This is a genomic window from Paraburkholderia diazotrophica (assembly GCF_900108945.1).
GTDB classification, from domain to species: domain Bacteria; phylum Pseudomonadota; class Gammaproteobacteria; order Burkholderiales; family Burkholderiaceae; genus Paraburkholderia; species Paraburkholderia diazotrophica.
On record NZ_FNYE01000020.1, the window covers coordinates 1 to 13,084 of the forward strand.

The following is a 13,084-nucleotide window of genomic DNA, read 5'->3' on the forward strand; positions in this document are numbered from 1 at the left end:
GCCAACGCAGCTGATAGTTGGACAGCCATTGCACGGGTGGAAATATCGCGCGCCAGCCGGTGGCACGCACCACGCCTGGAGGATCGACGGTGGAAACCTGTTCTTCAGCCATTTCATTCTCCTTTGCGAGGCGTGTGCATGGCATTTCTCCGCGATTCTGGCCAGCATGCCCGCCCCGTTGACCTGAATCAAGCACGGAAACTCATACCGCCAATGCGGCCGACGTCGGCTGCGTTCGCCTTTCGCGAGCGCGCTGCATCATGGCAACATCTGCCCCCGGAATAGTCCGCCCCCTCATATCTCACCAGAACATAAAAAGCGCATCGAACGCTGCCACATGTTTAAGGTATCGTCGTGCCGCGCGGCCTACCCCAGGAAGGAAGCGGCGCTTGTGCGGGCCGCGCCTCGACAGGGTTCGCTAGTGTCCCGGCATCGGGGTCCGTGATGGCGGGCAACAGGATGAAATCGCGCTCCGTTTCGGGCATTTTCGCGATGGCGTGCAAGGTGACTCTCGTCAACCAGCACACATCGGACGGTGTGGCTGCGGAAAGGTGCGCCGTGTACAACGCATACCGGTCGAGATTGACTGGATCAGCATCTAGCTCGATAACGATCGCGCGGGACAGTGCCTCGATGGCGATCGTGTATTCTTGCGGTGTCGGCAGCCGTGCGGGAGCCTCCGACTCGCTATTCGCAAGGACCTTGTAAAGAAGCAGAAGATAAAGACCGGCATCCGCGTCGGACATCTCGGCTATCGTGATGCGACTCATCGCGGCAGTGATATCGACAAGCCCAAAGCAGTTGACGGGAACGAGTTGGTCGAGCAGGCGAGTGAACAGTTGCAGGTAGAGTAGACGGTCTGCCGGTGTAAGACGTGCGAGGCCGCTCGACATCAGCGCTTCACGTCTGCCTTCATCGAGAAAGACCTGTTCCAGCGCACGGGCGCCGCCTGGAATGCGTCTCGCGATGACGGGGTCGTGCAGGACCATGTCAATCCACGTCGCCAGCATGCGGGCTTTTTCGGAGTCTCGCGCAATTCCGCTCTGACTGAGCATCTCGTTCAGACGGGCACTTCCCAACTTCGCTGGAGCCATCACGGTCGACGGGTCCTCGAACAGATCAGCATGAAGCACTTGATGGATAGCTGCGTTCGCAGTCAACGACAACAAAAAAGCAAGCCAGCCTGCCAACCAGTGCCGGCTTCCCTTCGCAGTCACGAAGATCCCTCGGATCACTTCATTCTCCAGTGAAAGATGCCTCGCCCGGATGCGGAGATTGATGCACACCGCCCGCAAGCGCTCCTCTGGCGTGTCGGCATGACGTGTCTACGTCTGCGCGCGGGCGGGCCCCAGCATGACTGTCTGGCCTATTCCTCTGTCGTCGCCTGAATCCGACCTTCCCGGATTGCCTGGATAAACTCCCGGTAGTCGCGCCGGTTTTGCGAACTGTATTCCACCGCGAATTCGGTAATTGCGTCGTCGAACGTCTGTCCTGAACCCATGTAGCCGGCGATCATCGCAGCGTCACCCGAGCGCGCGTGTGCGCGCGCAAGAGCATGCGCACACATGCGCGCGTACTGCCGAAGCATGCCCGTATCGAGTGATTCGAGAATGACGGACATCTTCATGTCGCGAAGTTGGCGGATGTAAAAGTCGCGCCCATTTTTTCCACGGCCCCAGCCGAGAAACACATCGCTAGCTGCCTGCATGATCCGCTGGCCGGCAATGACGCGCTCACCGTGATTCGAATACAGGCTCTCGCCCGCATAGGGCTCGAGCACCGAGGCTTTTGCCTCCTTCACCTGCAGGAACAACGGGTCGTTGTCAGAGGCCATGAACAATCCAACGCAGCACACCGTGCCGACGCTACCCACGCCGACCACCTTGACGGCCAGATCGACGAACTGAAACCTGTCGAACAGAACACGCACATGTTCGGCGAGACTCTTGCGATACGAGGTAATCGCATCGGCGTAGCCCGACTGAAGACCGGAGGCAACATCTTCGGTGGGGTGAAAGATCAGTGGCGGCTCGTCCTTGATCCGGGGCTGTCCGCCTTCCTCCGTGACCAGCTTCGGATAGAGATGGTCGGGCGCGGTCTTGCGGCGTTCCACTTCGATTCGCTGGGCGATCCGCTTGCGCGCGGCTTCGACGATCGCCGGATCGCCCGACCGGTCCTGATACTTTTGCAGATCGATTCTGTCGTACCAGACGTCGAGCGCCCGCATGGACGCATAGTCGTGCATGCGCTCGCGGTATTCGCGCACAAGCTCGGTGGCTACGCGTGTTGTGTCGCTGTACGGCAACTCCAGATGCTGCGCCGCGATCACGACGCTGGCTGCGAGACGCTTCAGATCCCATTCGAACGGGGCGGGCAACGTCTCATCCAGGTCATTGATGTCGAAGATCACGTTGCGCTCCGCCGTCGCGAAGCCGCCGAAGTTCATCAGGTGCGCGTCACCACACGCCTGCACGCGCAGCCCGCTCGTCGGCGTCAGAGCCAGGTCCGCCGCCATCACTGCGGCCGCGCCACGATAGAACGCGAACGGAGAGGCCGACATCCGACCGAAGCGGATCGGGACCAAGCTCGGGAGGCGGCCTTCATTGGATTCGCCGAGAAGTTCGATTGGGTGCCGTCGTTGTCCGGGCAACTTCCATCCCGCCTGCGACGACCTGGGTATCGAATCGCGTATGAGCCGCCCTTGAGCTGCCCTTTCGTCCGGTGTGCGGTACGAAACAGGTCTTGCGCGCGTCTCGCGGGCGCCCTTGCGTAAAACGGCTTTGTCCATCACATCCTCTGCCGGTTCGGTCCCGGTTTGCCATGTCCGTGTTCAATTCACGATAAGCAAGCGATCCCCCGCTGAGTTGATGCAGGTCAACGCTTCTGAGAGGCCGAATGTCGATACGCTGCTTTAACCGTGACCATCGCAACCTGTACGCGAATGCCAGCCAACGGATACGCGTTCATGCTTGCCCTTCAGGTTTCTTATTGGACTCGCGTATAGCCGGCCAGAGGGTGTCAGGTACGCTGAAGTTCGACCGATAACGAGAAGGGTCACGCCGTCCACTCGGTGCGAATACCCGTGGCCATTGAACGGTTCGAATACCAGGCGATACGTTGATACAGGTCAATCAGCAAGCCACTACCGCTCATATGCTGAGTATGCGTTGAGAGTCCGTCTGGTTGATTGCGTCGATGTCGCCGCGAGCGAGCCGGCAAATAACGCTCCTTTACGCAGCACGGCAAGTCTCGATCGAGCGTTTCATTAAAGGTCCGTTTCTCTCAATGCCCTCCTTCAGTATCCGAACGAGTAAAGGAGACGTGCCATGTCTGATTCAGTACATCAGCCCGCATCCGATGCAAGTGAGAGACCGTCGACGACTTCGGCGGCTGCCCCGAAGCTTCATCTCGGCGCACTGACGGCGCTGGTGGTGGGATCGATGATCGGAGGCGGCATCTTCTCACTGCCGCAAAACATGGCTGTCAGCGCAGGCGCCGGTGCGGTGCTGACTGGTTGGGCCATCACGGCCGTCGGCATGCTAACCCTGGCGTTCGTCTTCCAGACCCTCGCGAACCGCAAGCCCGAGCTTGACGGCGGCGTCTACATCTACGCAAAGCAAGGCTTCGGCGACTATATGGGCTTTTCGTCAGCATGGGGCTACTGGATTAGCGCATGGCTCGGGAATGTCGGGTACTTCGTCCTGCTATTCGGCACCTTCGGCTACTTCTTCCCGATCTTCGGCGAAGGCAATACGCCCGTTGCGATCGCCTGTGCCTCGGTGCTGCTGTGGGGCGTTCACTTCCTCGTGCTGCAAGGCATCAAGGAAGCTGCATTCGTCAACATGGTCACGACGATCGCCAAGGTCGTGCCGATCGTTCTATTCATCCTGATCTGTCTTTTTGCGTTTAATTCGCACATCTTCACGAATGACTTCTTCGGCCTGAGCACTCCGAAGCTCGGCAGCGTGGCCAACCAGGTTCGCAGCTCGATGCTCGTAACGGTCTGGGTCTTCATCGGTATCGAAGGCGCGAGCATCTTTTCGGCGCGCGCCGAAAAGCGCGCCGATGTCGGCAAGGCAACGATCATCGGCTTTATCGGTGTGCTGCTGGTTCTCGTGCTCGTCAACATGCTATCGCTCGGAATCATGACGCGGCCCGAGTTGGCCACGCTGCAGAACCCGTCGATGGCGGGCGTGCTCGAGCGCGTCGTCGGCCATTGGGGCGCGGTCCTGATCAGTGTCGGCCTCGTCATTTCGCTGCTGGGCGCGTTGCTCTCGTGGGTATTGCTTTGCGCCGAAATCATTTTCTCTGCCGCCCGTGACAACACAATGCCGAGTTTCGTGCGCAAGGAAAATTCGAAGAAGGTTCCAGCGAATGCCCTCTGGCTCACGAATGGTCTGACGCAGGTATTCCTGCTCATCACACTGTTTTCAAAAGGAACGTATCTTTCGCTGATCTATCTCGCGACGTCGATGATTCTGCTGCCCTACTTCTGGTCGGCGGCCTATGCGCTGCTTGTCGCGTGGCGACGCGAAACCTACGAACGGGAGCCTGCGCAGCGCAACAAGGACCTGATGATCGCGGCGATCGCCGTGGTCTACGCCGTATGGCTGCTCTACGCGGGAGGGCTCAAGTATGTGCTGCTGTCCGCCCTGCTTTACGCCCCCGGCGCATTGCTGTTTGCCAAGGCGAAACGCGAAGCCGGTCAGCCCGTCTTCACCCTGATTGAAAAACTCGTCTTCGCGGCCGTCGTGGTGGGAGCACTGGTCGGCGCATTTGGCCTGTACAAAGGCTTCCTCACGCTCTGACTCATGGAGACACATGATGAGCACGGGAACAATGCAATATGGCGTTCATTCGGAGGCGGGCAAACTGCGTAAGGTGATGGTCTGCTCGCCGGGCCTTGCGCATCAGCGTCTGACGCCAAGCAACTGCGACGAACTTCTGTTCGACGATGTCATCTGGCTCAGCCAGGCCAAGCGCGATCATTTCGACTTCGTCACCAAGATGCGCGAGCGCGGCGTCGAAGTGCTGGAGATGCACAACTTGCTGACAGAAACGGTACATAACCCGGAAGCACTCAAGTGGATCATGGACCGCAAGATCCGTCCCGACACCGTCGGCATCGGTCTGGCGAACGAGGTCCGCGCGTGGATGGAAGGACTCGAGCCACGCAAACAGGCCGAGTTTCTGATCGGCGGAGTCGTGGCGGAGGACATTCCTGACACGGATGAGTCCAATGCCCTCAAGATGTTCCGGCAGTATCTGGGCTACTCGAGCTTCGTGCTGCCGCCTTTACCGAACACCGTGTTCACGCGCGACACGACCTGCTGGATCTATGGCGGCGTCAGCCTCAACCCGATGTACTGGCCCGCTCGCCGGCAGGAAACCTTGCTGACGACAGCGATCTACAAGTTCCATCCGGACTTCGCGAATAAGGAATTCGATGTCTGGTATGGCGATCCCGACCGCGATCACGGTATCTCTACCCTGGAAGGCGGCGACGTGATGCCGATCGGCAAAGGACTTCTGCTCATCGGGATGGGCGAACGCACATCGCGGCAGGCAATCGGCGAACTCGCGCAGAATCTGTTCGCGAAGGGTGCAGTCGAGCGCATAATCGTGGCCGGTCTGCCAAAGTCTCGCGCTGCGATGCATCTCGACACGGTGTTCACGTTCTGCGATCGGGATCTCGTCACCGTGTTCCCCGAAGTCGTCAATGAAATCGTCGCATTCTCGCTGCGCCCCGGCGATTCTACAGCGACGAAGCTGAATATCCGCCGGGAGGACAAACCGTTTCTCGACGTCGTGGGCGAGGCGCTCGGACTCACGAAGCTGCGCGTCGTGGAGACGGGCGGCAACAGCTTCGAGGCCGAGCGCGAACAGTGGGACGACGGCAATAACGTCGTCTGCATCGAGCCGGGCGTGGTAGTCGGCTACGACCGCAACACCTACACCAACACGCTGCTGCGCAAGGCGGGCGTGGAGGTGATTACAATCACCGCGAGCGAACTGGGTCGAGGGCGCGGAGGCGGCCATTGCATGACGTGCCCTATTGCTCGTGATCCCATCGGCTATTGAACGCACCGAAGACCAAAGGTTGTGATCCACCGCGCCGGGTTGGCCTTGGTTAAGTCTGCTTCGTTTACATCTGCGTTCTCGCTCCCGTACGCCGCTATGGCGCGCTGCTCCGCGCTCTCCGAAATGGGGCGATGGTGGGTAATCAACCTGCTTTCCTTTGATAGAACAATGCCGGTGCTGAATACCGTTTCGCGCGCGGTACATCCTTCGATTCGTCGGGATCGTCCTCGTAGGCAGGCGTCATGATCTGCACGCCGTACTCGTTGAAGACATCGAGAATATGACGATGCAGGTCCGCATTGATCCGCGCGATCCCATGCGGACCGCGGATATAGACATTCGGTTCGTAAGTGACTGGCGTTCGTGCAGACATTACTGGGGCGAGGTGGGAGGCGCCATCCAATACTGCTGTTGCCACATCATGTTGTTCATCATTTCCTGCTGCATTCGTAGATACTGGTCAGTCATGTACTGGCGCTCCTTGAGCTGTTCGGGCGTCAACTGCGAGTAATATCCTCCCATGTGGCCCCAGCCGCCCATCATACCGGGACCCATCCCGCCATATCCCATCATTCCTGGCCCCCACATGCCGTGCATGGCGTTCATTGCACTTTGCATCGTAGCCCAGTGTTGCCGCAGCAGCTTCTGACGTTCCTGCGGGTCCTTGGTCTTGCGAATCTGGTCCATTTGCGCCTGCATGATTTTCATCTGCTCCTGAGTCTGAACCAGATTCCTGTCGAATGCAGCGGTATTCGGGCTTTGGGATTTGGAACTGCTCTGTGCGCGAGTTGTGTCTTTGGATGCGGCAAGGAGCATCGGCGACGTTAGTGCGGAGCAAAGCGCGATTGCAAACACAAGTTTTTTCACGATGCCTCCGGGGCGTGCAGGGTCTGCGAATTACACGTAGCTGTCGCTGTTTTCAAGCCTACTTGCCGGTCTGGAATCTCCCTTGACGTCTGTCAATGGCTTGTTGCGCCAGGATCAGGGTTTGCACGGTGGTGAGGCGGAGGATCTACATGGGGTATGCGCATGCTGTGTACAAATACGGCGACCGGATCGGGCAGGTCAGTTTCCGTCGGCACGGAGGCTCACAGCCTGACAGGCTGGCCTCCACCCGGACGCTATTCGCCAGGGCACACCGGAAAAATGCGCTGATTCGATATCTGTGTCGTCGCGCCATCGCGCATTCGTGGCGTGCAACAATGTAATGGCGCTCTGCTAATCAGCAAAGGGAAAAGACATGGGAAGCTCTGGAACCCGCTACGGATCGATCACCCAATTCTTTCACTGGTGTACGGCAATTCTTGTCCTCGTGGCATTTGTGTACGGGCCCGGCGGACCTGAACAGCGAGTGTATTCGTCCGCCCACCAGATCGACCGGCCACTCCACGAGACGCTGGGATTATGCGTGCTCGCGCTTACCGTGATCCGCTTGCTGTGGCGAATGATTGATACACGCCCCGAGCCATTCCCAGTTTCACGTTGGATGGGCATTGTCGCAACAGCCATCCAATCGATGCTTTTTCTGCTCCTCCTCGCACTTCCGCTAACCGCCATTGGCGGCGCGTGGCTTGAAGGACATCCCTTGACGCTCATCGCGGGTCGCGCTGTGCCGCCGATATTCGCCCCTTCACATGATGTCGGTGCTGCCTTGGCTTCGGTCCACAAGTGGCTCGGCGATACGATCATGTGGCTTGCCGGCTTTCACGCGCTCGCTGCTCTTTACCATCACATTGTCCTCAAAGACGACGTCCTGATCACGATGCTTCCTCGCTGGATTCCAGTGAGGCGGGCAAGGAGCCGATGAATCGCGAAACGCCACGGATAGGCTGCGCACTGGACACCAGGTACGATCCAGCAGCACCCTTAACGGGAACCCAAGAAGAACCCTGATCCATTTTGCCAGGAATGAACCGCACTCTCATAAACAGTTGCGAGTCCAATTTCGGCGGAACACTCGCCACGCATCGGCGTATAGGAGCTGCGCCATCGTAACGCATCCGCCAGAAAAACCGCTTAGCCGCCTCCCCTTCAACGCATCTTTCCGGTATGGCCGAGCGAATAGCGTCCAGGCTGCGGTCATACCGCCAGCCCGTGTGTGGCTCCATACCGACAGGAATCGATTCGACCGCACCCGTCGTCGTGTCGATCGCATAGACGATGTCGTCGAAGCGGCCAGACAGGCACAGCGTCCTGACGTCCGCGACCCGTGTACGAGGTTAGAGCTGCGATTGGCGACATGCAACTTCGTGGTGTCACGACTCGGATACAGGCGGTGCGTACCGACGCCGGTCTTGACGAAGCCGATCTTCGTGAAGCTGTCGCCGTCGTTGCCTGCGTGAATGTCATCGCGCAGTTCGGTCCAGGTCTTGTCCTCCAGCCGCACCGTCCCCCATGCCATGAAGGCGAAATAGACACCGGGTGAACAACAGGTCGCAATGTCCACAGCACGGAAAATGGCTCGTCAGGGTCGACGTCCAGCAAGTCGTAGGGCCGCGATAACGATTCGAAACTGCCGAAGGATTTCGGTGCGCACGTTTCTCACCTGCAACGTGCGAGCCGTTTGCAACTCTCGCGACATCCTGATCTTTTGAGCTACGTCATCAACGCCCTTCGCGAAGGGGGCAAAGTGAAAAAGGTTTCCCTCGGTGCGTCCTTTTTATGGAGAAGATCACATGAGCGGCATCCCTGTATTCACGCCCATCGTCAAAGATGTGTCGGCGCAAATGCGTCGCCTGCGCGAAACCCAACCTGAATTAATGACGGCATTCAGCCAACTCGCGGTCACAAGCACAAGCGAGGGCGTCGTGGGGAAAAAAACGCGGGAGATGATTGCGTTGGGTATCGCAATCGCCTGTCGCTGTGACGACTGCATTGGCTTTCATGTCAGGACGCTTGTCAAACTCGGTATCACGCGAGCCGAACTGGAAGATGTGCTGGCAACAGCCGTCTACATGGGAGGCGGACCTTCGATGATGTACGCCACGCACGCGCTCTCCGCTTTCGAAGAATTCTCGCCCTGATTTTCAACGCGATCAGGCGAAACGTGATCGACTCATCCATTGATGCTCGCAGGCCCTGCGGCTCTTCCGTGTCCATAACGGCTGAAAAGCTTCGCGCCTGATTTTCACCAGGGGCGGACGCAGCGCGGATATTCGGCGACGTCGGTAGTTAAGACTGCGGTAAGAAAGAAAGCCCACGATTAGCCGGTATCTACCGGAGAATTTCGTGAACAGATCCATTCTTTCGTCGCGTGGTGTGAACAAGACGCTTTTGCTGTCCGCGACCCTTGTCACAATGGCGACAGCCAACGCTGCGACGCCTTCGGAGATGCTCGGCTCTTATCGCGCGGAGTCGGGCAGCGTTGAACCGTCTCCTTCACGCGGCCAGCAGTTTTTCAGCGCCTCGCACGGCCGCGAGTGGAGTTGCGCTTCGTGTCATGGCGCAGTGCCCACGCAAATGGGCCGACATGTAGTCACGGGCAAGGCAATCGCCCCACTCGCCCCTGCATTCAACCCAGAGCGGTTTACCGATGCAGCGAAATCCGAGAAATGGTTTCGTCGCAATTGTGGCGACGTTGTGGGACGCGAATGCAGCGCGTCCGAGAAAGCAGATCTTCTAGCTTGGCTCTTAACGCTCAAACCGTAGGCGAATTTTTTCTATAAGCGAAGTTTTTCCAACTGGAGTGCTTCCTGTGCCGTTTGAACTTCTGTCCCGTTCCGCAGTGGTTTGCGTCGCCGCTATTCTGTCCTCACTGGCCGCGTCCAAAGTCGTGGCCGAGACGGATGAGATGCACACTCGGACCAATCTGCTTCCCAAGTACCGGCAGGAATGTGCCACCTGCCATATTGCCTATCCTCCCAGCATGCTCCCCAACGCATCGTGGCAGCGCATTCTGGGCAACCTGTCACACCACTACGGCACCGATGCATCGCTCGACGCCGACTCCGTCAAACAAATCTCGACATGGCTCGCAACCAATTCGGGCGGAGGCGAGACTTCGCGCGTCGCGCCGCCGGAGGATCGCATTACACGCTCGGCCTGGTTCCGAGACGAGCATGCCGAGATACCCGCCGCCGTATGGAAACGCCCCACAGTCAGGAGCGCGTCAAATTGCGCAGCCTGCCATACCCATGCCGATCAAGGAAACTTCGATGAACACTTCGTCCGCATACCCCAATAGCCGCGACACGCGCGATACGACTGACAACCGCATTCTCGTCTGGGACCTGCCTGTACGGCTTTTTCACTGGCTGATGGCAGCCTGCTTCGCCGGCGCTTTCCTGACTGCAGAAAGCGAGCACTGGCGGCTCGTCCACGTGACACTTGGCTATACCGTTGGCGGCCTGGTCCTCTTTCGTCTCGTGTGGGGACTCGTCGGCACGAGGTACGCCCGATTCGCCAGCTTTATCGGGGGGCCATCCTCCGTATGGCGGTATCTGCGGGGCGTGGCGCGCGCTCACCCTGACCGTCACGTCGGTCACAACCCGGCTGGCGCCATCGTCATCGTTGCCATGTTGACCCTCGCGTGCGCATTGACCTTGACGGGTTGGACGGCCTATAACGATGTCGGCGGGGAATGGCTGAATGAACTGCACGAAGGCATAGCCAATGTCATGCTCGCGCTCGTCGGCGTGCACATCGCAGGCGTCATCGCGAGTAGCTGGCTTCATCGCGAGAACCTGATCGGAGCGATGGTAAGCGGACGCAAGCACGGACAACCTGGCGAAGGCGTCAAGAGCGCATGGAGTAGCGTCGCCGCGCTGATGCTGGTCGCGGTGCTGACGTTCTGGTGGTGGCAATGGCACGCTGCGCCTGCCGCGCCCGTGTCCGGACACGATGCAGTGTCCGTGCGTCAAACCGATCGATACGATAGCGACGACTGATTGCATCCGTGGGTCAAGCACAAAATGCGCATACTGCTTATCGAAGATGATCCGTTACTTGGCGACGGCGTTCGCGCGGGCCTGCGTCAGGCGGGCTTCCAGGTCGACTGGGTGCGAGACGGCAGCGCCGCCGAGACGGAACTGCGCACCCATGCCTACGCGGCGGCCGTACTCGATCTCGGACTGCCGCTCAAGGACGGCATCGAAGTCCTGGCGTCCGTCCGTCATGCCGGCGTGACCCTGCCCGTGCTCGTGCTGACCGCGCGCGATGCCGTTCCCGATCGTATCCGAGGGCTAGACATCGGCGCCGACGATTATGTTGTCAAGCCCGTCGATCTCCAGGAACTCGCCGCCCGCCTGCGAGCGCTCGTGCGTCGCGCGCATGGTCAACCGCAAGAGAAACTGAAAGTGCAGCACATCACACTCGAACCGGCGACAAGGCTCGTCTACCGGAAGGACGAACCCGTTACCCTGTCTCCGCGCGAGTTCGACCTTTTACATGTGCTGATGCTCAACGCAGGCCGCGTCATGTCTCGGGAGCAGCTCGAACAGGGCGTGTACGGCTGGGGACAGGAAGTGGAAAGCAATGCAGTGGAAGTGCACATCCACCGCCTGCGCACAAAGCTCGGCAGCGATCTGATCAGGACCGTTCGCGGCGTCGGCTATGTGCTGATGCGAGAAGACCCGGCCACGTGATGATGCTGCCTCGCTCTCTGCAGGGTCGGCTGCTGGTGCTCGTGATCGGAGTTGTGACGGGCGTATGGTTGATCACCGCGCTCTTCATCTGGCGCGACGCACGCAGCGAGCTTGACGAACTGCTCGACAGTCATCTCGCGCAAGCGGCCGCACTGCTGATCGTCCAGCAAACGCAATCGATCGACGACGATGATGAAATCGATACACGCGTACCGCACCCGTATGCGCCCAAAGTGGCCTTTCAGATCATTCACGAAGAACACGTGATCGTGCGGTCGGCCAACGCGCCGACGGAGCCGATGATATCCACGAATAGCGGATTCAACCAGGGCTTCGCAACCGTGGAAATAGCCGACAAGGCGTGGCGAGTATTTGCCGCGCGTGGCGCAAAGGCGGAAACATACGTCTATGTCGGCGAGCGGGTCGATTCGCGTACCTCGATACTGCTTGCCGTCTTGCGCGGCGCGTTGTGGCCGATGGCCGCCGCCCTCCCGTTTCTCGGAGTCGCGACCTGGTGGGCGGTGCGGCGAGGCGTGACGCCCCTCAAAAAGCTGGGCCGGAGCATTGCCCAGCGCGGGCCGGATGACCTCGCGCCCGTCGTCATGATGGATGCGCCCGCCGAAATGTCTCCCGTGCTCGACGCGCTCAACCAGCTCTTCGCCCGCATCCAGACAGTATGGGAATCCGAACGCCGGTTCACGGCAGACGCAGCGCATGAGTTGCGCACGCCGATCGCGGCCATTCGCACGCAGGCCCAGGTAGCACTGGCCGAAACGGATGACGCCCTTCGCCGACACGCGTTGCGCGCTACGCTCGAAGGCTGTGACCGTGCAACGCGTCTCGTGAACCAGTTGCTGGTACTCTCGCGACTCGAGTCCGGCGTAACCCTCGAATTCCACACGATCGATCTCAGCACGCTCGTAAAACGTGTGATCGCGGAGCTGGCGCCGACCGCAATTGCGAAACAGCAGTCGCTGGAATTCGATGGTGCGCGGCCCTGCCCCGTCACGGGCGACGAAATGCTGCTCGCAGCGCTGGTACGCAATCTCGTGGACAACGCCATTCGCTACAGCCCGTCCGGTGCAGCCGTGATGGTCAAGACAGCATCGCGCAACCACACGGTCGTCCTGTCCGTCGAGGATAGCGGCCCCGGACTTCCAGCTGCCGATCGCGAGCGACTGGGGGAGCGCTTTTTTCGCGTGCCAGGCACCGCCGAAAGCGGGAGTGGCCTGGGCTGGTCGGTTGTGCAACGGATCGTCGGCCTTCACGCAGCGACAGTCAGAGTAGGTCGCTCCGAGAGGCTGGGAGGGCTGGAAGTCGATGTCCGGTTGAGAGGCGACCCTGGTTGATCTGAGTCAACCCGACACCCGCAGCCGGCGTGATGATTTCAATTGTCGCGGCCGGGATACGTGGCCGGTGTG

Annotated in this window: 13 protein-coding genes and 1 pseudogene; 9 read left to right on the forward strand and 5 right to left on the reverse strand. The window is 59.7% G+C overall.

The window, feature by feature from the left end:
• Positions 1 to 341: 341 nt before the first annotated feature.
• Complete coding sequence (locus tag BMW76_RS23265) at positions 342 to 1,286, reverse strand: hypothetical protein (RefSeq protein WP_245763339.1); 945 nt, start codon at positions 1,284 to 1,286, stop codon at positions 342 to 344.
• A gap of 80 nt (positions 1,287 to 1,366) precedes the next feature.
• Positions 1,367 to 2,788: a DUF2252 domain-containing protein gene (locus BMW76_RS23270; protein WP_090869415.1), complete on the reverse strand. Its 1,422-nt coding sequence runs from the start codon at positions 2,786 to 2,788 to the stop codon at positions 1,367 to 1,369.
• A 538-nt stretch (positions 2,789 to 3,326) separates the two neighbouring features.
• On the opposite strand from BMW76_RS23270, the gene arcD reads away from it, so the two are divergent.
• Both arcD and arcA read left to right on the forward strand, forming a co-directional pair.
• Positions 3,327 to 4,808 carry an arginine-ornithine antiporter gene (arcD, locus tag BMW76_RS23275; protein WP_090869417.1) on the forward strand — a complete coding sequence of 494 codons (1,482 nt, stop codon included), beginning with the start codon at positions 3,327 to 3,329 and terminating at the stop codon, positions 4,806 to 4,808.
• 13 nt (positions 4,809 to 4,821) lie between these two features.
• A complete protein-coding gene (gene arcA / locus BMW76_RS23280; protein ID WP_218162548.1) occupies positions 4,822 to 6,081 on the forward strand; it encodes an arginine deiminase in 1,260 nt (419 codons plus the stop codon).
• Between the two features lie 142 nt (positions 6,082 to 6,223).
• Here the strand turns inward: arcA and BMW76_RS23285 are convergent, their stop codons facing one another.
• Entirely contained in the window at positions 6,224 to 6,454 is a 231-nt protein-coding gene (locus BMW76_RS23285) for a hypothetical protein (RefSeq protein ID WP_245763340.1), read from the reverse strand.
• The gene (locus BMW76_RS23290) at positions 6,454 to 6,948 is read right to left on the reverse strand and encodes a hypothetical protein (RefSeq protein ID WP_090869419.1); all 495 of its coding nucleotides are present in this window, start codon (positions 6,946 to 6,948) and stop codon (positions 6,454 to 6,456) included. Before BMW76_RS23290 ends, BMW76_RS23285 begins: the two co-directional genes overlap by 1 nt.
• 373 nt (positions 6,949 to 7,321) lie before the next feature.
• Here BMW76_RS23290 and BMW76_RS23295 point away from each other — a divergent pair, with 373 nt between their 5' ends.
• The gene (locus tag BMW76_RS23295; protein WP_090869422.1) at positions 7,322 to 7,888 is read left to right on the forward strand and encodes a cytochrome b; all 567 of its coding nucleotides are present in this window, start codon (positions 7,322 to 7,324) and stop codon (positions 7,886 to 7,888) included.
• Positions 7,889 to 8,160: 272 nt separating this feature from the next.
• Here BMW76_RS23295 and BMW76_RS41935 read toward each other — a convergent pair.
• A pseudogene (locus tag BMW76_RS41935) lies at positions 8,161 to 8,410 on the reverse strand (hypothetical protein); the annotation flags it as partial.
• Between the two features lie 346 nt (positions 8,411 to 8,756).
• Here BMW76_RS41935 and BMW76_RS23305 point away from each other — a divergent pair.
• From BMW76_RS23305 to BMW76_RS23330, 6 genes are all read left to right on the forward strand, one after another.
• Positions 8,757 to 9,104, forward strand: coding sequence for a carboxymuconolactone decarboxylase family protein (locus BMW76_RS23305; RefSeq protein WP_090869424.1), 348 nt, complete (start codon positions 8,757 to 8,759; stop codon positions 9,102 to 9,104).
• Between the two features lie 205 nt (positions 9,105 to 9,309).
• Positions 9,310 to 9,729, forward strand: a complete 420-nt coding sequence (locus BMW76_RS23310) for a DUF1924 domain-containing protein (RefSeq protein ID WP_090869426.1) — start codon at positions 9,310 to 9,312, stop codon at positions 9,727 to 9,729.
• A gap of 46 nt (positions 9,730 to 9,775) precedes the next feature.
• Positions 9,776 to 10,264 carry a diheme cytochrome c gene (locus BMW76_RS23315; RefSeq protein WP_245763341.1) on the forward strand — a complete coding sequence of 163 codons (489 nt, stop codon included), beginning with the start codon at positions 9,776 to 9,778 and terminating at the stop codon, positions 10,262 to 10,264.
• A complete protein-coding gene (locus BMW76_RS23320) occupies positions 10,236 to 10,967 on the forward strand; it encodes a cytochrome b/b6 domain-containing protein (protein WP_090869428.1) in 732 nt (243 codons plus the stop codon). The genes BMW76_RS23315 and BMW76_RS23320 overlap by 29 nt, the downstream gene beginning before the upstream one ends.
• 24 nt (positions 10,968 to 10,991) lie before the next feature.
• Positions 10,992 to 11,663 carry a response regulator transcription factor gene (locus BMW76_RS23325; protein WP_090869665.1) on the forward strand — a complete coding sequence of 224 codons (672 nt, stop codon included), beginning with the start codon at positions 10,992 to 10,994 and terminating at the stop codon, positions 11,661 to 11,663.
• Positions 11,663 to 13,012: an ATP-binding protein gene (locus BMW76_RS23330; RefSeq protein ID WP_090869430.1), complete on the forward strand. Its 1,350-nt coding sequence runs from the start codon at positions 11,663 to 11,665 to the stop codon at positions 13,010 to 13,012. Before BMW76_RS23325 ends, BMW76_RS23330 begins: the two co-directional genes overlap by 1 nt.
• The last annotated feature ends 72 nt before the right edge of the window (positions 13,013 to 13,084 follow it).